Source organism: Spirosoma areae, assembly GCF_054781775.1.
In genome coordinates, this window is sequence record NZ_BAAGTT010000011.1 from 20,466 (window position 1) to 45,962 (window position 25,497).

The window sequence follows — 25,497 nt, forward strand, 5'->3', positions numbered from 1 at the left end:
CACACTGAATGCCCCGACAGGCCGGTTTTGAGTGGATCGGCGGGCCGTCTGCAACAGGGCAACTGCCCAAATGGGTTATGTAAAATGCTAAACTTGAATACATGAACGTTGAACACGCTTTAAACAATTTCTACGAACAGTACGGATACGGCGAAGAAGGAGGCATCAATAATAAGTGGGACATGATTAAGTTTGGCTCCATTGCCCTGCCCCTACCCAACTTAGAATCAAGACGAAAAAACATCTATTTGCACGACATTAACCACTTGGTGACAGGCTACGATACGACTTGGAAAGGAGAAAGCTCGGTCACCAGTTGGGAGGTAGCTACTGGCGGATGGGGTAGCATATACTTTGCGTGGTGGTTGACACTTTGGGGAATGGCCGTCGGTGTGATGCTCTATCCCAAACACAGCTATCAGGCATTTCAAGCTGGCCTGAGCATGAAAAGTGCCTTTACAAGCGGTTTGTCAAAGCAAGAAATGTACTCCCTAACGATAGACCAGCTAAGAAGCCGACTTCGCCGGACAGAAGCTGAAATAGAGAACCGAAGTTATTATTTGTGGGCTGGTCTGAGTCTGCTGGTTTGGTTTAGTCCATTCTTGATAGGCATTGCTCTTTATAGCTTACTTTAATTTCGCTCCGCGCGGGCCAGCTTTCCAGAGACAGGTTGCTCGCCCCGAAGGAAAGTTTGCAACCCAATGTATCAAGGATATAAAGGCAGCGGGTACATTCGTTTTTTGAAGTAGCTCGCTGGGCCATCAACCCTTTCGGGCATTGGGCAGGGAAATGTCTAAGAATAGCCAAAGCGCGATGAAGGTACCTCTCATCGCGCTTTGGCTATTTATGCTTAGTACTACTCCACCGTTACCGACTTGGCCAGGTTCCTCGGCTGGTCGACGTTGCGGCCCCGCATCACAGCGATGTCGTAGGCCAGGAGCTGGAGCGGCACGACGGATACTAACGGCATCAGTACCTCATGAACTTTCGGGATTTCGATGGTGAAGTCGACCATACCCGGTAAATCTGTGTCACCCTCAGTTGTGATGGCGATGACCCGGCCTTTGCGGGCTTTCACCTCCTGAATATTCGAGACTACTTTTTCGTAGGAGGAATCTTTGGTAGCAATCACCACTACCGGCATGTCCTCGTCGATGAGGGCAATGGGACCGTGCTTCATTTCAGCGGCTGGGTAACCTTCGGCGTGGATGTAGCTGATTTCCTTTAATTTCAAGGCTCCCTCCAGCGCCACCGGGAAATTCAGGCCCCGCCCTAAATAAATAAAATTACGGGCGTAGGTGAAAATGTAGGCAATTTCCTTAATCTTATCGGCGGCTTGTAGCACCTTCTCCACCTTCGCCGGGATGCTCTCCAATTCGGCCAGCAACTGCCGGAACAACGAGTCCGAAATGGTGCCTTTGCGCTTCGCTGCGGCCAGCGCAATCAACGTCAGTACGGTGACCTGCGCTGTAAATGCTTTTGTACTGGCTACGCCAATTTCGGGTCCGGCGTGGGTATAAGCACCCGCGTGAGTGGCCCGCGCAATGGACGAACCCACCACATTGCAAACGCCAAAAATCGTTGCACCTTTGGATTTCGCCAGTTCGATAGCCGCCAGTGTATCAGCCGTTTCGCCTGATTGCGAGATGGCAATCACAATATCACCTTCTTTGATAATCGGGTTCCGATACCGAAACTCCGACGCATACTCAACCTCGACCGGAATGCGGGCCAGTTCCTCAAAAATGTATTCGGCCACTAAGCCCGCGTGCCACGATGTGCCGCAACCGACAATGACAATCCGCTTCGACTTGGCCAGTTTATCTAAATAATCGCGTAAACCACCGAGTTGCAGCGTTCCGGCATCGGCCTGAACCCGGCCCCGCATGGAGTCGGCGATGGAACGGGGCTGCTCAAAAATTTCCTTGAGCATGAAGTGGTCGAAGCCGCCTTTCTCGATGGCTTCCAGTTCCAGTTCAATTTTATGGACGTAGGGCGTGGTCGTCGCGTTGTCGAGCGTAACGACTTTCAATTTCCCGTCCTTAATAACCGCAACTTCGTAGTCGTTCAGGTAGATTACATCTTTGGTGTACTCCACAATGGGCGTAGCGTCCGATGCCAGGAAAAACTCGTTTTCGCCAACGCCAATGACCAACGGTGAGCCTTTGCGGGCGGCAATGAGCTGCGTTGGTTCGGCTTCGTTCATAATGACGATGGCGTAGGCACCTACAACCTCCTGCAAGGCCAGCCGGACGGCTTCTTCGAGTGTGCCGCCATTATTCTCCCAAATGTCCTCGATAAACTGCCCCAGAACTTCCGTATCGGTTTGGCTGGTAAAGGTGTGGCCTTTCTTGAGCAATGCCTGCTTAATGGCTGCATAGTTCTCAATGATGCCGTTGTGGACGATGGCCAGTTTACGATGAAACGAGTAATGTGGATGAGCATTTACATCGTTGGGTTCGCCGTGCGTAGCCCAGCGTGTATGCCCCATACCAATGGTAGCGTGTGTTTCTTTGCCCTCCAGTTCATGCTCCAGCGCGGCAACCTTGCCTTTTTTCTTGTAGACTTTCAGGCCCTGTCCATTCATCAGGGCTACACCAGCGCTGTCATAGCCCCGGTATTCGAGCCGTTTCAGCCCTTTTATTACCAATGGACACGCTTCGCGGTGCCCTACATACGCCACAATTCCGCACATAAGTTCTGTTATTAGGTGTGCTGTACAGACGTTCGGCGGACCGATTCGTCATACAGACCAATTCTAAAAGTAAAGTAAACGCAAAAAGCCGGAACGTCCGGCTTTTTGTTCAGGAGTTTCTCATTTAGTCAATGACCCGAACGTATCAATTGTTGAATCGTTAACCGGCCAACTGCGTATACAGGTTGTAATACCGCTCCGTTACATCGTCGTCGTCGGCCCCATCGAATTTATGTTCAGGCAAATCGTTTAAAATAGCATTCAGGCTTTCGCTCGAATCCTCCTCGGCCCGAACTACGGCGTCGGCATACGCAGAGCCGATACGAATAAATCCCTGGAAATCAGCCGTTTTTAATTCCATTAACATTTCGTCGTCAATATCCATCATGCGGGCTTTTTCGATGATGTCGCCCTCGAAACGGTGTTCAAAGGAGTTATTGTAGACCGTGAAAACCGACTTGGTGTCCTTAAACATTGGGTCGTTTTTATAAGTTGTTTTCAGATAGAGCGGAATCAGAGCGGTCATCCAGTCGTTGCAGTGGACGATGTCGGGTGCCCAGCCGAGTTTCTTAACCGTTTCCAACACACCTTTGCAGAAGAAAATGGCCCGCTCGTCGTTGTCTTCGTAGAATTTGTTTTCTTTATCATGGAAAACATATTTCCGTTGGAAATAGTCTTCATTATCAATGAAATACACCTGTAATTTGGCCGTTGGAATCGACGCCACCTTGATAATCAACGGCTTTTCATCATCGCCAACAGCAATATTAATACCTGACAACCGTACCACTTCGTGCAATCGGTTTTTGCGCTCGTTAATGAGTCCGAAGCGCGGCACCAGAATCCGAATCTCCATCCCCCGTTCCTGCATGGCTTGTGGCAGTTTGCGGACGAAGTCAGCAACATCAGACGTTTTCAGAAAAGGGTTGATTTCGCTGGCAACGTAAAGGATACGTAATTTGCTCATAAATAGGGAAGCGTGTGTTGTCTGAGAGAACCAAAAAACTTGCAAAATTATACAAATTTTTCCCGTATTTCAATAAGATTTGTGCAAATAAAGCATGGAGCGGGGAGCAGGGTAGGGGCTGAGTACAGCAAAACGCCCTGCCCTCTCCTGTGTACTCCCCGCTCCATGCCCCCTACCCCATGCTTTATTTCGACACAATTGCCAGTCTTCGCCAACATCTGAATGGGCTTCGGTCTGAACAAACTATTGGCCTTGTGCCGACAATGGGAGCCTTGCACGAGGGCCATACAACGCTCATTGACACCGCCCGGCGCGGGAATGATGTTGTGGTGAGCAGCCTGTTCGTTAACCCGGCTCAGTTCAATAATCCCGACGACCTCGCCCGTTATCCGCGCACGCTCGAAGAAGACGCGCGGAAACTCGAAGCGGCAGGCTGCGATGTGGTTTTCGCGCCTGCTGTGGCCGAAATGTATCCTGAACCACCCGCGCTCCGGCTGAATTTTAGTGAGTTGGAAACCGTAATGGAGGGGGCTTTCCGTCCCGGCCATTTCAACGGCGTTGGCCTTGTGGTGGCTAAGTTGTTCAACATCATACAACCGAACCGGGCTTATTTTGGTCAGAAAGATTTGCAGCAGGTGGCCGTTATCCGGCGGCTCATTCGTGACCTGAGTTTTCCGGTCGAACTGATTCGCTGCCCCACCGTGCGCGAAGCCGACGGGCTGGCCATGTCGTCGCGCAACCGCAACCTCACGCCCGATGAGCGCAAACAGGCTCCGGCGCTCTTTCAGGCCCTGACGCTGGCGCATGAGATGCTCATCGAAGGCCATAGCACAGTTCAGGCGAAAGCTGCCGTAACGGGCTTCTTTACCAGCCAGCCTAACTTCCGCTTAGAATACGTCGAAACCGCCAACGCCGACACGCTCCAACCCGCCAACGAGGTGCTGGCGCCAGGACAAACGGCCATTTGTCTGGCGGCCCATCTGGGCAAGGTTCGGCTGATTGATAATCTGGTGTTTTGAGCCGCAAAAAGCTATCTTTACCTGAGAAATGAACAATTGCTATGAAACCGACGAACACGGGGGATGCTCCCAATAAAACCATTGCGTTGCTGCGTCGGCTGGCCGCAGAAAAACGCGAAACGAAGCGACAGATGCGGGAGTCTTTCAAGACTGACCCAGAGGTGCAACAAGCCATCGCCCGGCTGAAACACCGTAATTATGAGTCCGAATCCTTATAAGTTTGAATACATTGGTGGCCTGTCTAATGCTTATGTATTCGAGACTACTGCTGAAGTAATTTATCAAATCAAGTTTAAGTCAACGCCTTATCTGTTCCCCGATGAGTCTAATTTAGGGCAGGATGTATTTGAGTTAGTTATTGATGTGGTCTATACACCAGCCGGAAAATTACCGTTAGACGCATCAATACCGGCTACTATAGCCGCCATTTGTAAAGATTTCTTTGCCGATAAAGAACGCATCCTGCTTTATATCTGCGAGACTGCCGACGCCCGTCACTTAGCCCGGGTTCGTAAATTCGATGCCTGGTTTCGTGAATTCAAGGATGCTCACTTTGTAAAGATTGACGCGAACTTCCCCGATGCTGATGGTATTACCTATTATGTGTCGCTTATTTTTCGCTGGAGCCATCCGCAGCGCCATACCATTATGGATGAATTTAACATCCTGGCGCAACGGTACGATACCAACAAATAGTCATTCGGCTGCTTGCTACTAACAGCTATACGAATTGCTCATGCTTTCGCCCCATAAGCAGCTTACCATTCCTGAGATTCCCTTTCTCAAAAAAAGCGGACCGGAACTGGAGTTTGACGTCATCTCGCTGAAAAGCCTTTTTCAACGTCAGCCTACGCTTAATCACTCACTGGCAAGACCACACCGCCTTCAGTTTTATGGTATCCTCTATATTACTCAGGGAGAAGGCCGTCATTATGTTGATTTTAAAACGTATTCATACCGCCCCGGCACGATCATTTTTGTTGCTCGTGAACAAGTTCATGCCTACGAGGTGAACCCCCGGAACGAAGGCTATCAGTTTTTGTTTACGGAGAATTTTCTCATGCAGTCCCTCTATCAATCGGATATTCTGCCATTTGGAATGCTTTTTAACAATCCCCTGACTGAACCGGCACTGCAACCGGCAGACAGTCAGGCAGAGGGACTACTGGTATTGGCCGAAACCATCCGGGCAGAATACCAGTGGGCAGATGACTTTGCCAAGCAGGAGATTTTGAGTAATCTACTGAAGATTTTTCTCCTGAAAGCCGAGCGGGCTAAACGACACCTCATGCCGTCTGTTCGCCACCCCGAACGTTACTGGCAGTTTCTGCATTTCCGAAACGCTGTGATTCAACGGCATACCCAGACCCGTAACGCCATGGACTATGCCGCCGAACTGGCTATTTCCTATAAGCACCTTAACGAAATTTGTAAAGAATTTACCACCAGAACAGCTAAGGAGTTTATCGACAATTGGGTTGTTCTGGAAATTCGCCGGAACTTGGCCAGCAGTGAATTGTCAATCAAAGAAATAACTTACAACGCTGGTTTTGACGAACCGACCAATCTGATTAAATATTTTAGAAAACAAACCGGCCAGACGCCCTCCCAGTTCAGGTCGACCATTAATAACAGGTAATTTTGCCGGCAGGTTCGATATTTACCCTTTTTCGCTACGAGTTTACCTTTCCCTGCAAATTGACATTGCCCACCTTTGTCTGGTGATTTTACAACTAATCAGGCAATGAAAAAAGTACTCGTTTTAGCAGCCGCTACGGCTTGCTTCGTCTCACAGGCATATTGTCAATCAACTAAATCAGCGAAAAAAATGACCAATCAGCAGAAAGCCGTTTCGCTTATCCAGAGCATCGAAACGGGCGATATGACCCCCATCGGCTACATCAACCCCAGGCAGTACAAACAGCATAATCTCATGGCTGCCGACGGCCTGCAGGGCTTTGGCGAATTGATGCAACACGTACCGAAAGGCAGCGCTAAAGCGCAGGTTATCCGGTCGTTTACCGATGGCGACTATGTGGTGCTACATACTAAATACGACTTTTTCGGCCCCAAAGCCGGTTTCGATGTGTTCCGGTTTGACGGCGGCCAAATTGTTGAACACTGGGACAACCTCCAGCCCATTGCTGAAAAGAACCCCAGCGGCCACACCCAGTTCGATGGCCCGACGGAAGTGAAAGACAAAGACAAAACGGCGGCTAACAAGGCGTTAATTAAGGATTTCTACGAGAACGTGTTTATTGGCGGGCAATTCAACCGGATGCCGGAATTTTTTACTGGTGATCAGTATATTCAGCATAACACGATGATTGCCGACGGCCTGAGCGGGCTTGGCAAAGCGATGGAAGAAATGGGTAAGCACGGGATGCAAATGAAGCTAAGTAAAGCCCACAAAATCCTGGGCGAAGGCAACTTTGTGCTGGTGATGGCCGAGGGTGAAATAGGGGGTCAACCCAATACTTTTTATGACCTGTTTCGGGTTGAAAACGGCAAAATTGCTGAGCATTGGGACGTCATTGAAGCTCTGCTGCCCAAAGACCAGTGGAAAAACCAGAACGGCAAGTTCTAAGCGGTTGTTTTTTGGTTTGCAAAATGCCTTTCAGGAGATTTGATTTCTGAAGGGCATTTTATGTCTGGCAGGCTCTATTTTGGGGATTCATTCGCTACAACCCAGGCTGTCTGGAAAATCAGTGTAGCCCGTTTTTGGAGAACATCATAGACTATTTTGTCGGCAGTGTCGGAGGGCTGATGGTAATCGGGGTGTTCTCCGTTTGTAAAAAAAAGAGCAGGGATGCCCTGTTTCACAAAATTGTAGTGGTCGGAGCGGTAAAAATATTGATTTGGGTCCGTTTCGGTATCGTACCCTCCCTGATTTAAATCCAGATTGACCGACTGCTGATTAGCAATCTCAGCGGCTCGTTTGAGTTCACTATTCTGTTTACCAGCAAGTAGGTAGCAGTAATCAGGCTTTTTCCGATGCCAGTTATCCACGCGACCCACCATATCTACGTTCAGATCGCACACGAGTTGACTTAAAGGAATAGGGCTATTGTAAACAAAATACTGTGAACCCAGCAGCCCGCCTTCTTCACCCGAGAACAGGACGAACAAAATACTTCGGCGGGGCCTGACTCCCTGTTGGGCTAAACTGTCGAAGGTAGCCGCTATGCCCAGGACAGTGGCCGTACCGGATGCATTGTCGTCGGCCCCATGAAAAATGAGCCCGCCGGAGTGGCCTAAATGGTCGTAATGCGCCGAAATAAGTATGACCTCCTGTTTCAAATCGGTTCCAATAAGAAGTCCGGCTACATTGTGGCTGAGTAATACACGGCTACTGTCTTTAGCCGTGAGTGGTAAGGGGGCCAGTTCATGCCGCTTGTAAGTACGGGGAGCAGTACTGTATTTGTAGACACGCGGTAGCGTTGTTGTACCAACTCGCGGTAGCATTGATCCGCCGAAAGGAGCAGCCTCAGAGGTTATAAAAGCATATGTCTGATAAAAAGAGCCACGAATTGAATCAAGCCGAAAAACTGGTACTAAATGACTTTGTCGAAACGCCTGCGTGCAATAGAAAGCCGCCTGAAGCTGGCCTTTGGTACCAGTTTCGCGTCCCTGCAAACTGTCGGAAGCTAACAGGAAAACATGTTTTTTTAGTAGTGAAGCTGAAACGCTAACCGGCGAAATAACGGGTTGCGCGTAGGTCTGATTGATCACACGAAGGAAAATAAGAAGCGTCGTCTTCAGCGCACTTCTTAAAGGAGCGATAGGCATAAATAGGCTAACTACTTGACGATTGACAGCGAATATGTAGCTAAAGTAGAAAAAAAGCTACTATGCTGTCAAGCTAATCCACAATCCGAAAGGCCATTTTCGCCTTTTCGCGGGAGAGGGCATTGAAGTGCCACCACTCAAACTCAATAGGACTAAATCCTCCCTGACGCATAGCTGTTCGGAGAATTTGCCGGTTGTCAAGTTGCTGTTGGGTTAGTTTTCCGGCTCTGAGTAGTTCAGCTTCTTTCGATGGGTACGCCAACTCCCCGAAGAAATCATACTTCGTGCCCATGTCCAATGGTTCCGGTGCGCCGGACCGTCCCTCTTTCGTGGCAACGGTTAAATCGACAGCGCAACCGTAATTATGAATGGACCCTTTGCGCGGGTCGGCTACGTATTTCTGACGTTCGCGTTCGGGGAGTTTGGGGAGTGCTTTCCAGAGGTTCCACTGCGCCGAACGGGGGCGGGCGGCATCGTACACCAGCAGCCGCAGGGTTGGGTGATGCGTTTGCAGGTACTTGCTGGCAATGGCGAGTTTGCGGGCGGCCATTGGTTGCATATACGCCCGCGTGAGGTCGCCGTAGACATCTTTGCCAACAAAATTGTCGGTAGTTGAATACTTGAGATCAACCAGAATCGTTGGGTCAACTTTTTGAATGTCCACCAGCCCTTGTTTCAGCATAGCCTCTTCGAGGGGCTGGGCGTTGAGGGATGTGACACAGAGATACACGGAGAAGACACAGAGATACACAGAGATTTTTTTATAAACCTTCGTGTATCTCTGTGTCACAGCTTTTTTATTTAACATCATCATACTGTAAATAAAACAAAAACTTGTTACGTTCGCCCCATTAACCCCATCTCCACCGCATGGCTCTTAATTATATCTGGGTTGCTTTCTTCGTTGTTGCCTTTCTGGTGGCGCTGGCTAAACTGATTTTCTTAGGCGACACCGAAATTTTCAAAATTATTGTTGAAGGGCTATTCGATTCATCGAAAGTTGCTGTGGTGGATATTGCCCTGCCGCTGGCGGGTGTAATGACGTTTTTTCTGGGGTTGCTCAACATTGGCGAGAAAGCGGGCGCCATCAATTTTATCGCCCGCATCATCGGCCCGTTTTTCAGCAAATTATTCCCTGAAGTACCCAAAAATCACCCGGCCAACGGTCAGATGATTATGAACTTTTCGGCCAATATGCTGGGTCTCGATAATGCCGCTACGCCATTTGGGCTGCGGGCAATGGCGAGTTTGCAGGAACTAAACCCGAACAAAGAATCGGCCTCCAACGCTCAGATTATGTTTCTGGTGCTGCACACATCGGGCCTACAGATTATTCCGCTCAGCATTATGGCCCAGCGGGCCATTTTGGGAGCGAAAGACCCGTCGGACGTGTTTATTCCCTGCGTTATCGGTACGTATGTGACCACCGTTGTGGCTCTGGTAGCGGTTGGCATCAAGCAACGCATAAACCTGCTGAACGCTACCGTACTGGGCTGGCTGGGGGGCATCACCGCATTGATTGGTCTGGCGTTATGGTTTTTATCGGGGAGGCCAAAGGAGGACATTGAAACCATATCGAAAGTAACGGGCAATCTTATTCTGCTCACCATCATCGTGGCCTTTCTGGTGGGTGCGCTCTGGCGTAAGGTTCCCATTTTTGAGACGTTTATCGAAGGGGCGAAAGGTGGCTTTGAGACAACCGTAAAAGTGATTCCTTATTTAGTTGGGATGCTGGTTGCTATTGGGGCCTTCCGAAATGCCGGGGCCATGGATTATTTGGTTGGCGGCCTAAAATACCTGTTCGACCTGACCGGCATGAACACCGATTTTGCCGACGCCCTGCCCGTTGCGCTTATGAAACCCCTAAGCGGGGCTGGCGCGCGGGCATTGATGATCGATGGCATGAAGCAATTCGGCCCGGATTCATTCGTTGGCCGCTTAGGCTGCATCTTTCAGGGGTCGGCCGATACTACATTCTACATTGTAGCCCTGTATTTTGGCTCAGTCGGTATTCGCAATTCGCGTCATGCGATTCCCTACGGTCTGTTCGCCGATTTTGTGGGCGTTATTGCGGGCATTGCGCTCGGATATTTCTTTTTTCACTGAGCGAAAACGCCAGGTGAGTTGTTATATTTGGTAAAGATTGGTAAAGAAAGTAAAGCAAGTATGTCAACGATTCAAATAAAAGTAAGTGATAAGACGCTCGCCCGATATGGCACTCAAGCGTTAGTAGAACGACTCGAACGGCTGTTAGCGTGGGAAGAATTAAGCGTAGAAGCACAAGAAATAAAAAAGGCCTTAGACGAGGCAAATGTCTCCTGGGAAGAGATTGCGGAGGAAGCCCGTCAGAGAGCCTGGGATAAATACAAATACAATCTGGAAGATAAGCTGCCACCTGAAGCTTTTGAGTGATTTTATAGTTTATCCGTTTTGATTATCTTTGTATACACAACTCTTCCGTCTACCGGCTCGTCGGAGCGGCTTAAGCGAAGTCGTTAAATTCTCTTTCTGATACAGAGTGTTATCATTCCGCTCCCGCGAATTTATTGTCGATGCTAATGTCCTGTTTAGCTGCCTAATTAGTGGTCGTGACTATTATTTGACGTTTCTGAGCGACAACAGGATTTTTACAATCGATTTTGTATTTGAAGAACTTCAACTCCACCAGGAAATTATTGCTCAGCGTACCAGGATACCGTCAGATCAATTCCAGAAGTTCATACTGACTGTATTTGAACGAATTACGGTCGTCCCCAATCTACTGATAAGTACACAGAACTACTATCAGGCCTTTATGTTTTGCCGGGATATTGACCCTAAAGACACTGCCTACGTTGCCTTATCATTACAGTTAAATATTCCCTTACTTACCCGCGACAAACCTTTAGTTGAAGGTTTACGTGCGAAAGGGTTTCCGAATGTTATTTTGCTGGATGAATTAGTTAGCCAAACTGACCAAACCGAATGAACATTACGCAAGTTCGCGAACACCTCCACCGGCTCATCGACGAGGTTGACGACATCTACGTGCTGAATGGCCTTTACCGAAATCTGCTTTCCGATAAACGTTCGCGGGAAGCCTACGAAAAAGAACAGTTGGAAAAATCGAAAAAACAAACGCACTCCAGCGACCGGCGTTCCGGCTAACTCACTTCGACAAACTGCTGATTGTTAAGGCAATAATGATGGTGTTGAACGCGAATGAGAGCACGCCGTGGGCCAGGGCCGCCCGGCGCATGGTTTTCGAGTGGATAGACACATCCGAAACCTGACTCGTCATGCCAATGACGAACGAGAAATAAGCAAAGTCGAGGTAATCCGGTTCGGGTTCGTGCGGGAAATCCAAACCACCGGGCCACGTTGTCTGTTTTGCATCATTACCGTAATATAAGTGAGCATACCGGAGTGTAAAAACCGTATGAACTAAACTCCACGAACTGGCAACGGCCAGAATTGCCAACAAGGTATGCGGCTGATGAACCGGATCTTTTTCACCCATTAATCCAAGCAGGTCGATCACGGCAAATAAACTGGCAGTGGCCGCCACAACGATAAACACCAGCAAGAGGGTCCGGCTTGAATCTTCCAGGCGTGAAAAACGGGGCAGGTCGTGAGGATGCGCGATAAACATAGTCGTCCACGCCAGCAATAACACGGTTAGTGCAAACGAAATCCAGACGATGGTCAGGTGCATTGAGGTGAAAAAAGGAGCCGGGGCCAAAAAAAATGTTAAAATGGCAACACCTAAGGCAATGAGCAGCCGATGATTCGAATCGAAGTGGCTGATTTTGTGAAGCAATGTAGTGGTCATAATTTTGGTGAAAAGCGTAACATACTGCATAGATACCCATACCTATATTAGTTCAACGACAACCTGTTTTATGTTCCGCCAGAACCAGCATCATCTTGTCCGAATTGGTACGGATAAAGAGAAAACAATTCTCTCCAAATCGCAGAAAGAATTTAATCGGCTAACCCGAAAGATTGAAAAACTAAGCCTCGACCTGCACGAATTGAAGGAAGCCGCTCAGCACATTCAGCAACGGGTACAAACCGACTATCGCCCTTTGGTTGGGCAGTATAGCCAGTTCCGGGCCGACTTAGTACGTCTTTTCGACCGCGCCTATCAGAACAAAGACTACACGAAAACAGAAAAGAAAAAATTAGCCGAGTTGATTCGAAATATCGCAGTTGAGTTGATTTCAGAACACGAAATGGACGACCTCAAGCCCATCTACGATAAATACAATATGCAGGGCTTCGAGACCACCAGCAACGAAGCCGACCAGCAAACGGCGGAGTTGATGAAGGAAATGATGGGCGCTATGTTCGGCATTCAGTTCGATGAAGATGTCGATGTGAGCGACCCGCAGAAGATGACGGCCTATGTGCAGGAACAAATGGCTCAGCGCGAAGCCGCCGAAGCGAAGCGCCAGAAACAACGCGCCAGCAAACCCAAATCGGCCAAACAGCAGGAACGCGAGGCTAAAAAACAAGCAGAGGAGCAGAAAAGTACAAAAGCCGTTCGGACCTTGTACATGGACTTAGTGAAAGCGTTCCATCCCGACCGCGAACCCGACGAGGCCGAGAAGCAGCGCAAAACCGAAATCATGCACCGGGTGACGGACGCTTACGAAAAAAGCGACCTGCTGGCTCTGTTGCGCCTGCAACTCGAGTTTGAACGCATCGACCAGACGCATCTGGAAACCCTCGCCGAAGAGCAACTCAAGTATTATAACAAGATTCTGCGGCAACAGGCGCAGGAATTAGACGACCAGTTTTTGGGGCTACAAAACGAACTGGCTGCCATGACGGGCAGGCCTGCCTTCGCCGTTAATTCAAGAATAGCCCTGGAGTTCAGCCTGAACAGCGACATTGCCCAACTGAAACGGGATATCAAACAACTCAAAAATGATGTGAAAATTCTGGCCGATACGAGCCGACTAAAGCAGTGGCTGAAAACCTACCGCATTCAAAAGCCAGACGAATTGTCGTTTTTTGAGTTGATGTAGTTCTTCGGCTAAAATTCGGTTTGCATCTAAACCATCTGAACGGCTCCCTGCAAGTTAATCCGGGCTTCTTCCAAAGTTTCGCCCTGCGTGTTGGCACCGGGCAATTCTTCCACAAAGCCAACGTAGCCTTCGGGCACTTTTAGATAAACGGCGGTTAGTTTCATATCCAAAGCTAAACCAAGAAGCTGAAAGTTAAGCCTGAGCATGTAATTCCCAATTTCTGCAATATTCCCCGAAAAAGCTGACTTCTCCAATGATTCTATGGCTCAGGATGGTTTTCCCGAAATTTTCAACAATCTTGCCGAGTATAATTAGTGAATGAGTGAATTAGTGAATGAGCGAATACCATCCGGCAGAGCTATTTACTCATTCACTCATTCGCGCATTCACTAATTACCTAATGAAGGAATACATCCGACCCATTCACCGTCTGCTTGTTGCCAACCGGGGCGAAATTGCCATCCGCATCATGCGGGCCGCCACCGAACTGGATATTACGACCGTTGCTGTTTACACCTACGAAGACCGCTATTCACTCCATCGCTACAAGGCCGACGAAGCCTATCAGATTGGCCGCGATGAAGAACCATTGAAACCGTATCTCGACGTTGAGGGCATCATCATGCTGGCCAAACGGCAAAAGGTCGATGCCATCCACCCTGGCTACGGATTTCTGTCGGAGAACGTGAAACTGGCCCTGCGCTGCCGCGAGGAAGGAATTATTTTCGTTGGGCCGTCGCCGGAAGCGATGGACGCGCTGGGCGATAAAGTGCGGGCCAAAAATCTTGCGCTCAAAGCCGGTGTGCCACTTATTCCCGACTCGCTGGAGGAGAACATGACGGTCGAACGGGCGCAAAGCGAAGCCGAACGGATTGGCTTTCCGGTCATGGTCAAGGCCGCAGCCGGGGGCGGTGGTCGGGGAATGCGCGTGGTGCGGCAGGCTGAAGACTTCGAGAAAGCATTTAATGAAGCCAAAAATGAAGCCCGTAACGCCTTTGGCGACGATACGATTTTCTTAGAGAAATTCATTGAAGACCCCAAGCACATTGAGGTGCAGTTGCTTGGCGATCAACATGGGAACATCGTTCACCTCTATGAGCGGGATTGCTCAGTGCAACGGCGGTTTCAGAAGGTTGTCGAGGTGGCTCCGTCGTTCGGATTGCGGCAGGAAACCAAAACGAAACTATATGAATATGCCCTGCAATTAGGCCGGGCCGTAAACTACTCCAATGCCGGAACGGTTGAGTTTCTGGTCGACAAAAACGAGAATATCTATTTCATTGAAGTAAATCCCCGCATTCAGGTTGAGCATACCATTACGGAGGAAGTAACGGGCATCGACATCGTTCGGACGCAGATCCTGATTGCGATGGGCTACCAACTGTCCGACAATGGCATCTACATCAATCATCAGGACGAAATTCCGCTCAACGGCTACGCGATTCAGTGCCGGATCACTACCGAAGACCCCGCCAACGGCTTTAAACCCGATTTTGGTACCATTACGGCCTACCGAAATGCCGCCGGTTTTGGTATCCGCTTAGACGAAGGCAGCAGCTACGCGGGCATGAAAATATCGCCCTACTTCGACTCGATGATTGTGAAGGTCTCGGCGCGGGGCCGGACGCTTAAAGGGGCTACCCAACGCCTGACACGGGCCTTGCTGGAGTTCCGTATTCGGGGGGTTAAAACCAATATCGGATTTCTGCTGAACGTAATCAGCAACCCGATTTTCCAGCGGGGCGAAGTGCGGGTGTCGTTTATTGAAACCCACCCCGAACTCTTCAATTTCCGCAAACCGCAGGACCGCTCGACGCGGGTACTCAACTACCTCGCCGACGTGATTGTGAATGGCAACCCGGAGGTTAAAAAGAAAGACGACAGTAAGGTGTTCCGCACCCCTGTTGTTCCCAAGTTTGACATTTACAGCGCCTACCCGTCGGGCAATCGTGACCGGCTGAAAGAGTTAGGACGGGAGAAATTTGTGCAGTGGGTGAAGGACCAGAAATGCGTGCTCTACACTGACACGACCTTCCGCGACGGGCATCAGTCGTTGCTGGCTACGCGCGTCCGAACGCAGGATTTACAGAAAGTAGCCGAAGGTTTCGCCAAAAACCACCCGGAACTCTTCTCGATGGAAGTCTGGGGGGGCGCCACCTTCGATGTGGCCATGCGGTTCCTCTACGAAAGTCCCTGGAAACGGCTGGCTGCCCTGCGCGAAGCCATGCCGAACATGCTCCTGCAAATGCTGTTCCGAGGTTCCAACGCAGTAGGTTACTCGGCCTATCCCGATAATCTCATTGAGAAATTTGTTGAGAAATCATGGGAAACAGGCATAGATGTCTTCCGTATTTTCGACTCGTTAAACTGGGTCGAGGCTATGAAAGTAAGCATTCGGGCTGTGCGCGAACGAACCGATGCGCTCTGCGAAGCCGCCATTTGCTATACGGGGGATGTATTGTCGCCCGATCAAAAAAAATACACGCTCCAGTATTATCTGGACATGGCTCGCCAATTGGAAGATGAAGGCGCGCACTTGCTGGCTATCAAAGACATGGCCGGATTGCTGAAGCCGCTCTCTGCCGAAGTGCTGGTGCGCGAGTTGAAGCAGGCCGTAAGTATTCCCGTTCACCTGCATACGCACGACACAGCGGGTATTCAGGCGGCTACCTACCTGAAAGCCATCGACGCGGGTGTCGATATTGTGGATTGTGCATTGGGTGCCTTATCGGGCCTGACGTCGCAGCCTAATTTTAACTCGGTAGTAGCCATGATGCAGGGGCATGAGCGCGAATGCGACATGAATCTGCCCTCGCTAAATGCCTATTCGAACTATTGGGAAGACGTTCGGGAATACTATTACCCATTTGAGTCGGGTATGAAAGCGGGCAGCGCCGAGGTCTATGAAAATGAGATTCCGGGCGGGCAGTATTCCAACCTGAAACCGCAGGCCATTGCTACCGGACTGGGCGATAAGTTTGAGACACTGAAAAAGAATTATTCGGTGGCGAATGAGCTGTTCGGCGACATTGTGAAGGTTACGCCATCCTCTAAAGTGGTGGGCGACATGGCTATTTTCATGACAGCCAACAACCTCACCGCCGAGGATGTCCGGGAGCGGGGCGAGGCCCTGTCTTTCCCGGAGTCGGTAAAGGAATTGATGAAAGGTATTCTGGGTCAGCCTGTTGGCGGCTTTCCGGAAGATATTCAGCGGATTGTGCTGAAGGGCGAAGAACCCATCATAGGCCGCCCGAACGAACATCTGAAACCAATTGATTTCGACCAGGATTTCAAAACCTTTCAGGAAAAATACCCGCATAGCGATGGGTTCGTTGACTATCTCTCGTACCAGATGTACCCAAAGGTGTATGAGGAATACTACAACGCCAACGAGCAATATGGCAACGTCAGCATTATTCCAACGCCCGCGTTTTTCTACGGGCTGAAAGAGAATGAGGAAATCCTGATTAACATCGAAGCGGGGAAAAACATCCTCGTCCGATTGCTGTTCAAGTCGGAGCCGGACGAGTTTGGTATGCGGACGATTACCTTTGAACTGAATGGCCAAAGCCGTCAGGTTCAGGTGCGCGACCGAGCCTCGAAGGTAGCCAAAGCCATGAACGCCAAAGTCGGCAAAGCGGGCGATGTGGGCGCGCCGTTGCAGGGGCGACTAACCCGGATTCTGGTGAAAGAGGGCGATTCGGTCAAAAAAAATCAGCCATTATTTGTTATTGAAGCCATGAAAATGGAAAGTATCGTAGCCGCTCAAAAAGAAGGCAAGGTTGCCAAAATCCTGCTGAAAGAAGCCACTACCGTGGAGCAGGACGACTGTGTACTGGAACTTTCGTAATTTTGCAGAAACACTAAAGCGGAGTAGCTGCCTGTAGCACTACTCCGCTTTAGTGTTTCATATACATAGCCAATTTATTGCGATAACATTGTGTCAGTCAAAAATTTACGCCAACTTTCCAATTCAAACGAACCCTCTTGCCTTATGGAAAATCAACCACCAATGCTGCCTGTTTCTCCCACTCCTGTGCCACTCAGCAATTCTGACGAGCGTTTGTGGGCTATGCTTGCACACCTGAGTGCATTGACTGGTCTGTTCACGGTTGTTGGTAGTCTGGTTGGTCCGCTTATCGTCTGGCAAATTCAGAAAGAGAAATCGGCGTATGTTGATTATCATGGCAAAGAAGCTGTCAATTTTCAGATTACTATGGCACTGGCCTTTGCCGCATCGTTCCTGCTGATGCTTCTTTTGATTGGATTTGTACTCATCTGGATTGTCGGCGCGGTTTGGTTTGTTTTTACGATTATTGCCGCCATAAAAGCTAACAATGGCGAGTATTACCGCTATCCGCTGACGTTTCGATTCATCAAATAAGGCAACATGGCGAACGAAACATCTCAAATAGATGTATTCTTCATTCTTAATTATTAAAACCAGGATATACTGTTGAATACAATAGGTAATTAACAGGCTGATAATACAGAATGGCCCGTTGGTTACTCTTTTTAAACGTTTCATTACTATGAATCCTCAACAACAAAACCCGGAGGGGTCTATCGACGTCGAATTGAGTGAGGAAATCGCCGAAGGCGTTTATGCCAATCTGGCGATGATTGCCCACTCGAATAGTGAGTTTATACTGGATTTTATTCGCCTGATGCCCGGTGTTCCCAAGGCCAAAGTAAAAGCCCGCATCATTCTGACGCCCGAACACGCCAAACGACTACTTGACGCGCTGCGCGAAAATATCAGCCGATACGAAGAAGCGTATGGCGGCATCAACGATTTAAACGATGCGATTCGTTTTCCAGCCGGCGGTTTTGGCGGGCCAGTGGGGCAAGCTTAAAAACAGTTTAAAGTTTCAGGTTTAACGTTCGAAGTTGTCAATGTACAGTTGAACTTTAACCATTGAACGTTAAACGTTAAACAATTTTTCCGTATCTTTGCACCTCAAAATTCGGGAAGACTGTTTTTTTGTAACCAACATCAAGAATGCCTACTATACAACAATTAGTGCGTAAAGGCCGCGAAAAGCTGATTGACAAATCGAAGTCGCCAGCTTTAGATGCCTGCCCACAACGTCGGGGCGTGTGTACGCGCGTGTACACAACGACGCCGAAGAAGCCGAATTCGGCCCTTCGGAAGGTTGCCCGGGTTCGCCTGAGCAATAACAAAGAGGTGAATGCCTACATTCCGGGCGAAGGCCATAACCTACAGGAGCACTCCATCGTGCTGATTCGCGGTGGCCGGGTGAAAGACCTGCCGGGTGTTCGGTATCACATTGTTCGGGGTGCCTTAGATACGGCTGGCGTAAGCGGTCGTTTGCAAAGCCGCTCGAAATACGGTGCTAAACGTCCGAAACCAGGTCAGGCTCCGGTGAAAGGCGGTAAAGGCGCGCCACCGGCAAAAGGCAAGAAAAAATAAATGTAAACGGAATAATGTATAACGACGTTTCTGTCAACCATTATTCAGTTTACATTATTCATTAAAAAAGACTGGGCGTTGGAAAGACTGCGTTCAGAGTAAGACCAAAAATCTGAAGAAAACATGAGAAAGGCGAAACCGCCCAAGCGTTACGTATTACCCGACCCAAAGTATAAAGAGGTCCTCGTAACTAAATTCGTTAACAACCTGATGTACGAAGGCAAAAAGAGCCTGGCGTACTCCATCTTCTACGATGCACTCGAGGTGGTGGCTAAACGCACCAGCGAAAGTGGTCTGGATACGTGGAAAAAGGCATTGAACAACGTCATGCCATCAGTTGAAGTAAAAAGCCGTCGCGTTGGTGGAGCTACCTTTCAGGTGCCAACCGAAGTACGGGCAGACCGAAAAGTCGCGGTAGGCATGAAATGGCTTATTAAGTATGCTCGTTCGCGGGGTGAAAAAACCATGGTAGACCGGCTGGCAGCCGAAATCGTTGCAGCCGCAAAAGGCGAAGGCGCGGCTGTGAAGAAGAAAGACGATACGCACCGCATGGCCGAAGCCAACAAGGCGTTTTCGCACTTCCGGTTCTAAACCAACCAAAATGACCACGTTCCCGGTGGTTACCAAATTCACAAAAGCTACCCAACATTGGGTGGCTTTTGTTGTTTTTTAAGATATGACAACTTTAGAAAACGACCAACTCCGCGTTTCCATCCGGCCAAAAGGAGCCGAACTAACTTCTATTTTTCATAAACCAGGCGGCATCGAGCATCTGTGGCAGGCCGACCCAACCGTTTGGGGCTGGCACGCACCGAATTTGTTTCCGGTGGTGGGCGGCTGCCTGAACAATCAATTAGTGATCGACGGGAAAACGTACCCAATTGACCGGCATGGATTTGCTCGTCAATCACTGTTTGAGACTATAGAATCCACACAAACACACGCTATTTTCTTACTGCGGTCGGGTGATGCTACACGCGGGCATTTTCCGTATGAATTTGATTTTCAGCTCATCTACGAGCTTTCCGGCCCTCGCCTGACTGTAACCTACCGGGTCGTCAATCGGGATAAGCGCCCTATTTTTTTCTCGGTAGGCGCGCACCCGGCTTTTGCCGTACCGTTCAGGGAAACTGAAGCTTACGAAGATTATTTTATTGACTTTGAACAGATTGAAGGCTTAGAAACGCACATGCTCTCATCGGCGGGTTATTTTACCGGCGAAACAAAGCCGGTTCCTACGGTGGGTAGCCGCCTGCCGCTAACGAAGCATTTGTTCGATCAAGACGCGTTGGTATTTAAAAATCTGGCATCCCGACGTGTCACTATCCGAAGCAATGCTCACAAGCATAGCGTGACGGTTGCGTATCCTGAGTTCCCGTATCTGGGCCTGTGGGCTAAACCTGGTGCGTCGTTTGTATGCATCGAGCCGTGGTTAGGCTGTGCCGATAGCGAGGGTGAACTAAAGTCGATTCAACAGAAAGAAGCCATTCAGCAGCTCGAAGTGGGAAAGGTGTTCGAGGCCGCGTTTTCGATTGAAATTAGTTAGTGTTTTTTAAAAACTAAGTAGTTAGATCTAATTTATGCAACTTTATCCGGGCATCTTTGGTGGTCAATTGCCACCAGGCCTTGATTTCAGCAATTGATAACTCTTTGGTGGCGATGTGTAGGTTTAGACAATCTCCCTGTAGAATAGCGAGTTCGATGCTCCGGCCCACCCGCTTCGGCCCTGTCCACCCGCACAGGCGGCCCCGCAACGGCCGTGCTTAGGGAGTGTGCACAAACGCCAGTCGATCCAGATAGGTTTTGGTTTTCTCGGCCCCAACCACATCGTAAAAAGCACCGCTACGGCGGACCACCGTTGGGCCTGTGAGCGCTTAAAGTGTCGCCAACTACAGTCATTCTCAGGCAGTTTGCATAGGCACCATCCAGTAAATTCGCAATAATGCTTACCCTGGCAATGGCTCGTAGCCGTCTTTGGGGTCCACTCCGCTCACTACGGCGTTCTGACAAATGATAAGTAGTTGGCTGATGGGTTGAGGGCTTGCTAAAAGTACCTGCGCTTTTTGAATCGTTTTGGCTGCTGGTTTATCTATTTGACCTTTGCTGAGCCGCTCCCGGCGTTCAGCAGGTTGTAAGTGAATCTGGTAGTTTGTCCTGGCAAACGGCTTTGTGGTGCCAAAGACTAAAAAGCCGACCTACTACCCTTTAAGCAACAATGGTACTTCACCAAAGTGGATTCTGTTGATTCCATTGCCCTGATTGTCAGGCATAATAGTCTCAACAGAATCGATAGAAACTAAATTGGACGAGGACTAAATAATTTAAGTAGTCAAAATCAATGACTTGCCAGCGCGGTTTGCAGAACTGACTGAGCGTGTAACCGCCGTAGTTTTTAGTTTTTTGTGGTAAAACACATAGGAACCAACCCCTACGCCGATAATAACCAGCATGGGTGTCCAGTCGGTAACCGATTTGCCGCTGTTCATGACCGAATACGTAGCACCCAGCAGGTCGAAGAACAAGCCAGCATACGCCCACTCCTTAATTCGGGGAAAACCCGGAATTAATAGCGCTACCACACCGAACAGTTTAGCCCAGCCCAAAAACGGAAGCAGATAGGCAGGATATCCTATTTGCTTAAAGCCCTCAACGGCCACCGGAAGAACCAGGATATCGGGGATAGCCGAACCAAGCATAACGAAGGCAAACAGAGCGGTAAAAACCCAGTAGGTGATTTTTGTCTTTTTCATGGCTATTTGTTGTCTGGTTGATTAACTAAACAAATTTACCCCCTTACTACCACCTTGTTACGGTGCATAAACGCCTATCTGAGGGGGGCATTGTGACATAAATCTGGCCACTTATTAGTGCATGAAAATCCGTCGATTTGACTTCTGATAAGCGTGTCAGGAATGCGTATTTTTGGGCAAAGTTGATGCCTTTACGGCCTCCCGTCGCGCACACAGCGAAAGCCCAGATTGTTGCTGCCGCTGCTTTGTTCGCCCTTGCCCCGGCTACCGGCTTTGTAGCGAACACAGTACTGGTCGCTGCACAGGAATGAGCCGCCCCGCTGCACATACTTTACAGAGCCAGGTTCGTCGGGGTCGTAGCTGTCTTTAGGCCCTTTGGGGTTGTTGGCAGGGCTATTCGGGTAATAATCGGGGCGGTATAAATCCTGGCACCATTCCCACACGTTGCCCTCCATATCGTACAACCCATACGGATTGGCTGGGAAGGATTGAACCGGAGCAACGCCCACAAACCCATCTTCGTTGGTATTCTGGTTCGGGAAATTACCCTGGTAAATGTTGGTAATCCATTTGCCTTTTGGTTTCAGTTCGCTACCCCAATAATAGGTTTGGGCATCTTGGCCCCCCTGTGCAGCAAATTCCCATTCGGCTTCGGTCGGCAACCGTTTTCCAGCCCATTTGGCATAGGCAGCAGCATCTTCATAACACACATGCACAACCGGCAGGCTCTCCCGCCCCCGGATGCTACTGGCTGGCCCATCTGGATGCTGCCAACCCGCGCCTTTCACGTACTGCCACCACTGTAACGGATTGTCGAGCGAGACTTTTTGAGCCGGGGGCGTAAACACTGCCGAACCCGGCACTAACTGGTTGGCGGGAACGCCGGGAAAATCGGCTGAATTGAGCGGACGCTCAGCCACTGTTTTGTAACTGGTAGCGGCTACAAACCGGGCAAATTCGGCATTGGTTACTTCATGCCTGTCCATCCAAAAGCCATTAACCGTTACGGCATGAACGGGCCGGGCGTCGGGAAATTCATCGGCCCCCATTTGAAACGTGCCGCCGGAAATCCAGACCATATCCTTCGTGGCTGCCCCGCCCGATTCAGGTAGAATGGCTGCCTGCCGAACAGCCGACGACCGGGAAGGCATTCCGTTGGCCGCGCAATGGGCACCTGAGTCGGCTGCGGCTACCGCGCTATGCGCTGGTTTATCGGACGACTGGCACCCAGCTAAACCAATGAAAAAGCCAAGCAGGAGCAACGGCCACTGATTCGTCAGTGGCCGTTGCTCCTGCTTGGGCTTAGTTAGGAAATTAGCTCGGATAATAGTCATACCTCTATACCTATGCTAACCGAAGAAGGACCGGACTAATGTTGCCAGTAGCCTATGCGCTGTGCAGAAACTCCATAATGTCGCCGTCCTGTACAATGTATTCTTTACCTTCCACGGCTAATTTACCCGCTTCCCGAACGCCCGCTTCGGTCTTGAACTGGGAAAAATCGGGAAGTTTCATGACCTGCGCCCGGATGAATTTCCGCTCGAAATCGGAGTGAATGACACCGGCAGCCTGTGGGGCTTTCCAGCCCCGGTGAATTGTCCAGGCACGAACCTCTTTCACGCCCGCTGTGAAGTACGTAATCAGCCCCAGCAGTCGGTAGGAAGCCTTGATAAGTTTGCTCAACCCCGATTCGGTCAGGCCATATTCACCGAGGAACAGCTCGCGTTCGTCGGGGTCGTCCATTTGGGCAATCTGCGACTCGATACCCGCGCTAATCACAATAACTTCGGCCCCTTCGTCTTTGACGGCTTCCCGAAGCGCATCGGAGTAGGCATTGCCATTGGGCAGCGACCCTTCATCGACGTTGGCGACGTAGATAACCGGCTTTACGGTCAGGAGCGAGATATCGCCGATGGCTGTTTCGCGGTCTTCGGGTGAAACCTGCACCGTCCGTGCGCTCTTACCGGCTTCGAGCGCGGTTTTGTAGAGTTTCAGAATTTCCAGTTCGATTTTGGCTTTGGCATCACCCACGCGGGCGGCTTTGTCGATCCGCTGAACTTTCCGATCAACCGACTCTAAATCTTTCAGTTGCAACTCAGCATCAATGATCTCCTTGTCTGAAACCGGATTCACTTTGCCTTCAACGTGAACGATGTTGTCATCTTCAAAACACCGAATGACATGCACGATGGCATCGACTTCGCGGATGTTGGCCAGGAATTTATTTCCCAAACCAGCGCCCTGACTGGCTCCTTTCACCAGACCGGCAATGTCGACAAACTCGATAATGGTGGGCACCACTTTTTGCGGTTTCACCAGCCCTTCGAGCGTGTCCAGCCGCTCATCGGGTACGGTCACTACGCCCACGTTGGGTTCTATCGTACAGAACGGATAATTGGCGGCTTCGGCCTTGCCGCTCGAGATTGCATTAAACAGCGTTGATTTGCCCACATTTGGCAAACCTACGATTCCACATTGAAGACCCATAGTTCAATTGTGAGCGAGTGAACGAGCGAATACCATTCAGCAGGAATTTTCACTCGTTCGCTCGTTCACTCTTTAGTTTTTCTGCAAAAGTACAACCGTAACGGCGGACCGCAAAAACAGCCTTCGGCAGGAGCTGGTGGGGGCTGCCCGTATGGAAGAGTGTTGAAAAGAAAGGTATGAAGTAAAGTCTAAACCATTCGTCACCAGTAAAACAGACATTTAATTATTCCCATTTCAATTCGCTGGCGAAGTCGCCCTGCTCATCGCGTTCGCGCTGGGCAAACTGGGTAAAGTCCACATCGGGCATAAGTTCGGTTTTGACGTGGTCAACTGTTTCCAGCAGGGCTTCAACGAACTTATCAAAATCTTCTTTATACAGAAATATCTTATGCTTTTCATACACAAACCCTTCGCCCTGCGGATGTCGGCGACTTTCGGTAATGGTGAGGTAATAATCGTTCGTGCGGGTCGATTTAACGTCAAAAAAATACGTTCGTTTCCCGGCCCGAACTCGCTTTGAATAAATTTTTTCGCGGTCTCTTTCGTCCACAATCAGTGAGGTTTAGTGCATACGTAAATGCTAAAGTACGGGCAATTGGCAAAGAACAATGCGGAATCGAATAAATAAATTTTGGGGAGAAATGATGCCTTAACGGAACATAGTTGTGGAAGGTATTCTACACTTTTTGTGGTAATTGCTTGGTAATAAAGCTGGTCTATCCTATCTTTGCTTTACAGGAATTGCACTTTTTGGGGGCGGCAGGTAGATAAGATGTTAATCGGCTACCTCCCGTCTATTTTTTTCACGTAACCAAAAGCTGTATGAGTTTTATCATGTCCATTATGTTGTTTTTTGGCAACATGAAGCCGGCGGAGGCTCTTCCGAGCCTCATACAGAAAGGCAAAGCGTCTTTTTACTCCAAGAAGTTCAATGGTCGCAGGACCGCCTACGGTGAGCGCGTAAGCGCCAATGCCCTCGAAGGTGCCCACCGTCACTTCCCGCTGAACACGTTAGTCGAAGTCACAAACTTAGATAACCAGCGTTCAGTAATTGTACGAATCAATGACAGAGGCCCTTTCGCAAAAGGCCGCGTTATTGACCTAACCCATGCGGCTGCCCAGGCGCTCGGCATGGTTTCCAAAGGAATTGCCAATGTGTCGCTGCGAGTCGTTGGCAAAGGGCGCGCTATGTCGCTGGCCCCTTCGGTCTTCACCACGCCCGTCGCTTTCCAGCCTATGTTGGAACCTGTACTGTAACCTGACACGGACCGAAGTCCATGTTAAACACCCGAACCGTTCGATGTTTCCCTGTGCAATTCCTGCCGGAGATGTCGAACGGTTCGT

General features: G+C 49.7%; 28 protein-coding genes. 18 read left to right on the top strand and 10 right to left on the bottom strand.

The window, feature by feature from the left end:
- Positions 1 to 101: 101 nt before the first annotated feature.
- On the top strand, positions 102 to 635 hold the full coding sequence (locus tag ACYVI1_RS05295) for a hypothetical protein (RefSeq protein ID WP_460907519.1): 534 nt from the start codon (positions 102 to 104) through the stop codon (positions 633 to 635).
- Between the two features lie 221 nt (positions 636 to 856).
- Here the strand turns inward: ACYVI1_RS05295 and glmS are convergent, their stop codons facing one another.
- Entirely contained in the window at positions 857 to 2,695 is a 1,839-nt protein-coding gene (glmS, locus tag ACYVI1_RS05300) for a glutamine--fructose-6-phosphate transaminase (isomerizing) (RefSeq protein WP_460907521.1), read from the bottom strand.
- Between the two features lie 160 nt (positions 2,696 to 2,855).
- A complete protein-coding gene (locus ACYVI1_RS05305) occupies positions 2,856 to 3,662 on the bottom strand; it encodes a glycogen/starch synthase (RefSeq protein ID WP_460907523.1) in 807 nt (268 codons plus the stop codon).
- Positions 3,663 to 3,841: 179 nt separating this feature from the next.
- On the opposite strand from ACYVI1_RS05305, the gene panC reads away from it, so the two are divergent.
- From panC to ACYVI1_RS05330, 5 genes are all read left to right on the top strand, one after another.
- Positions 3,842 to 4,681, top strand: coding sequence for a pantoate--beta-alanine ligase (gene panC / locus ACYVI1_RS05310; protein ID WP_460907630.1), 840 nt, complete (start codon positions 3,842 to 3,844; stop codon positions 4,679 to 4,681).
- A gap of 41 nt (positions 4,682 to 4,722) precedes the next feature.
- Entirely contained in the window at positions 4,723 to 4,899 is a 177-nt protein-coding gene (locus ACYVI1_RS05315) for a hypothetical protein (RefSeq protein WP_460907525.1), read from the top strand.
- A complete protein-coding gene (locus tag ACYVI1_RS05320; RefSeq protein WP_460907527.1) occupies positions 4,880 to 5,377 on the top strand; it encodes a DUF6169 family protein in 498 nt (165 codons plus the stop codon). The genes ACYVI1_RS05315 and ACYVI1_RS05320 overlap by 20 nt, the downstream gene beginning before the upstream one ends.
- A gap of 40 nt (positions 5,378 to 5,417) precedes the next feature.
- Entirely contained in the window at positions 5,418 to 6,320 is a 903-nt protein-coding gene (locus ACYVI1_RS05325) for an AraC family transcriptional regulator (protein WP_460907529.1), read from the top strand.
- 105 nt (positions 6,321 to 6,425) lie between these two features.
- Positions 6,426 to 7,268 (top strand): nuclear transport factor 2 family protein, encoded by an 843-nt coding sequence (locus ACYVI1_RS05330; RefSeq protein ID WP_460907531.1) that lies wholly within the window; start codon positions 6,426 to 6,428, stop codon positions 7,266 to 7,268.
- Positions 7,269 to 7,342: 74 nt separating this feature from the next.
- Here the strand turns inward: ACYVI1_RS05330 and ACYVI1_RS05335 are convergent, their stop codons facing one another.
- Both ACYVI1_RS05335 and ACYVI1_RS05340 read right to left on the bottom strand, forming a co-directional pair.
- On the bottom strand, positions 7,343 to 8,146 hold the full coding sequence (locus tag ACYVI1_RS05335) for a M28 family metallopeptidase (protein WP_460907533.1): 804 nt from the start codon (positions 8,144 to 8,146) through the stop codon (positions 7,343 to 7,345).
- Between the two features lie 397 nt (positions 8,147 to 8,543).
- Entirely contained in the window at positions 8,544 to 9,152 is a 609-nt protein-coding gene (locus tag ACYVI1_RS05340; RefSeq protein ID WP_460907632.1) for a M15 family metallopeptidase, read from the bottom strand.
- A 188-nt stretch (positions 9,153 to 9,340) separates the two neighbouring features.
- Between ACYVI1_RS05340 and ACYVI1_RS05345 the strand changes: the two genes are divergently transcribed.
- The 4 genes from ACYVI1_RS05345 to ACYVI1_RS05360 all read left to right on the top strand — a co-directional run bounded on the left by ACYVI1_RS05345 (position 9,341) and on the right by ACYVI1_RS05360 (position 11,617).
- A complete protein-coding gene (locus ACYVI1_RS05345; protein ID WP_460907535.1) occupies positions 9,341 to 10,576 on the top strand; it encodes a nucleoside recognition domain-containing protein in 1,236 nt (411 codons plus the stop codon).
- 60 nt (positions 10,577 to 10,636) lie between these two features.
- Positions 10,637 to 10,882, top strand: a complete 246-nt coding sequence (locus ACYVI1_RS05350; RefSeq protein ID WP_460907537.1) for a hypothetical protein — start codon at positions 10,637 to 10,639, stop codon at positions 10,880 to 10,882.
- Between the two features lie 106 nt (positions 10,883 to 10,988).
- Complete coding sequence (locus ACYVI1_RS05355; protein WP_460907539.1) at positions 10,989 to 11,438, top strand: PIN domain-containing protein; 450 nt, start codon at positions 10,989 to 10,991, stop codon at positions 11,436 to 11,438.
- A complete protein-coding gene (locus tag ACYVI1_RS05360) occupies positions 11,435 to 11,617 on the top strand; it encodes a hypothetical protein (RefSeq protein ID WP_460907541.1) in 183 nt (60 codons plus the stop codon). The genes ACYVI1_RS05355 and ACYVI1_RS05360 overlap by 4 nt, the downstream gene beginning before the upstream one ends.
- Position 11,618: 1 nt before the next feature.
- Here ACYVI1_RS05360 and ACYVI1_RS05365 read toward each other — a convergent pair whose 3' ends face one another.
- Positions 11,619 to 12,281: a DUF1345 domain-containing protein gene (locus tag ACYVI1_RS05365; RefSeq protein ID WP_460907543.1), complete on the bottom strand. Its 663-nt coding sequence runs from the start codon at positions 12,279 to 12,281 to the stop codon at positions 11,619 to 11,621.
- Positions 12,282 to 12,351: 70 nt separating this feature from the next.
- On the opposite strand from ACYVI1_RS05365, the gene ACYVI1_RS05370 reads away from it, so the two are divergent.
- On the top strand, positions 12,352 to 13,482 hold the full coding sequence (locus tag ACYVI1_RS05370) for a hypothetical protein (protein WP_460907544.1): 1,131 nt from the start codon (positions 12,352 to 12,354) through the stop codon (positions 13,480 to 13,482).
- A 26-nt stretch (positions 13,483 to 13,508) separates the two neighbouring features.
- On the opposite strand, the gene ACYVI1_RS05375 is transcribed toward ACYVI1_RS05370, so the two are convergent.
- Positions 13,509 to 13,688 (bottom strand): type II toxin-antitoxin system HicB family antitoxin, encoded by a 180-nt coding sequence (locus tag ACYVI1_RS05375; RefSeq protein WP_460907546.1) that lies wholly within the window; start codon positions 13,686 to 13,688, stop codon positions 13,509 to 13,511.
- A 194-nt stretch (positions 13,689 to 13,882) separates the two neighbouring features.
- Between ACYVI1_RS05375 and ACYVI1_RS05380 the strand changes: the two genes are divergently transcribed.
- The 6 genes from ACYVI1_RS05380 to ACYVI1_RS05405 all read left to right on the top strand — a co-directional run bounded on the left by ACYVI1_RS05380 (position 13,883) and on the right by ACYVI1_RS05405 (position 20,462).
- On the top strand, positions 13,883 to 17,332 hold the full coding sequence (locus tag ACYVI1_RS05380) for a pyruvate carboxylase (RefSeq protein WP_460907548.1): 3,450 nt from the start codon (positions 13,883 to 13,885) through the stop codon (positions 17,330 to 17,332).
- 144 nt (positions 17,333 to 17,476) lie between these two features.
- The gene (locus ACYVI1_RS05385) at positions 17,477 to 17,866 is read left to right on the top strand and encodes a DUF4870 domain-containing protein (RefSeq protein WP_460907550.1); all 390 of its coding nucleotides are present in this window, start codon (positions 17,477 to 17,479) and stop codon (positions 17,864 to 17,866) included.
- A gap of 148 nt (positions 17,867 to 18,014) precedes the next feature.
- Entirely contained in the window at positions 18,015 to 18,338 is a 324-nt protein-coding gene (locus ACYVI1_RS05390) for a DUF3467 domain-containing protein (protein WP_460907552.1), read from the top strand.
- 146 nt (positions 18,339 to 18,484) lie between these two features.
- A complete protein-coding gene (rpsL, locus tag ACYVI1_RS05395) occupies positions 18,485 to 18,916 on the top strand; it encodes a 30S ribosomal protein S12 (protein WP_460907554.1) in 432 nt (143 codons plus the stop codon).
- A 123-nt stretch (positions 18,917 to 19,039) separates the two neighbouring features.
- A complete protein-coding gene (gene rpsG / locus ACYVI1_RS05400; RefSeq protein WP_460907556.1) occupies positions 19,040 to 19,507 on the top strand; it encodes a 30S ribosomal protein S7 in 468 nt (155 codons plus the stop codon).
- An 85-nt stretch (positions 19,508 to 19,592) separates the two neighbouring features.
- On the top strand, positions 19,593 to 20,462 hold the full coding sequence (locus tag ACYVI1_RS05405; RefSeq protein WP_460907558.1) for an aldose 1-epimerase family protein: 870 nt from the start codon (positions 19,593 to 19,595) through the stop codon (positions 20,460 to 20,462).
- 775 nt (positions 20,463 to 21,237) lie between these two features.
- Here ACYVI1_RS05405 and ACYVI1_RS05410 read toward each other — a convergent pair.
- The 4 genes from ACYVI1_RS05410 to ACYVI1_RS05425 form a co-directional block, all read right to left on the bottom strand.
- Positions 21,238 to 21,666, bottom strand: a complete 429-nt coding sequence (locus ACYVI1_RS05410; RefSeq protein WP_460907560.1) for a DoxX family protein — start codon at positions 21,664 to 21,666, stop codon at positions 21,238 to 21,240.
- Between the two features lie 191 nt (positions 21,667 to 21,857).
- On the bottom strand, positions 21,858 to 23,000 hold the full coding sequence (locus ACYVI1_RS05415; protein ID WP_460907562.1) for a formylglycine-generating enzyme family protein: 1,143 nt from the start codon (positions 22,998 to 23,000) through the stop codon (positions 21,858 to 21,860).
- Positions 23,001 to 23,052: 52 nt separating this feature from the next.
- Entirely contained in the window at positions 23,053 to 24,153 is a 1,101-nt protein-coding gene (ychF, locus tag ACYVI1_RS05420; RefSeq protein ID WP_460907564.1) for a redox-regulated ATPase YchF, read from the bottom strand.
- A 223-nt stretch (positions 24,154 to 24,376) separates the two neighbouring features.
- The gene (locus ACYVI1_RS05425) at positions 24,377 to 24,703 is read right to left on the bottom strand and encodes a DUF3276 family protein (RefSeq protein WP_460907566.1); all 327 of its coding nucleotides are present in this window, start codon (positions 24,701 to 24,703) and stop codon (positions 24,377 to 24,379) included.
- A 272-nt stretch (positions 24,704 to 24,975) separates the two neighbouring features.
- On the opposite strand from ACYVI1_RS05425, the gene ACYVI1_RS05430 reads away from it, so the two are divergent.
- Positions 24,976 to 25,410 carry a septal ring lytic transglycosylase RlpA family protein gene (locus ACYVI1_RS05430; protein WP_460907568.1) on the top strand — a complete coding sequence of 145 codons (435 nt, stop codon included), beginning with the start codon at positions 24,976 to 24,978 and terminating at the stop codon, positions 25,408 to 25,410.
- Positions 25,411 to 25,497 lie beyond the last annotated feature (87 nt).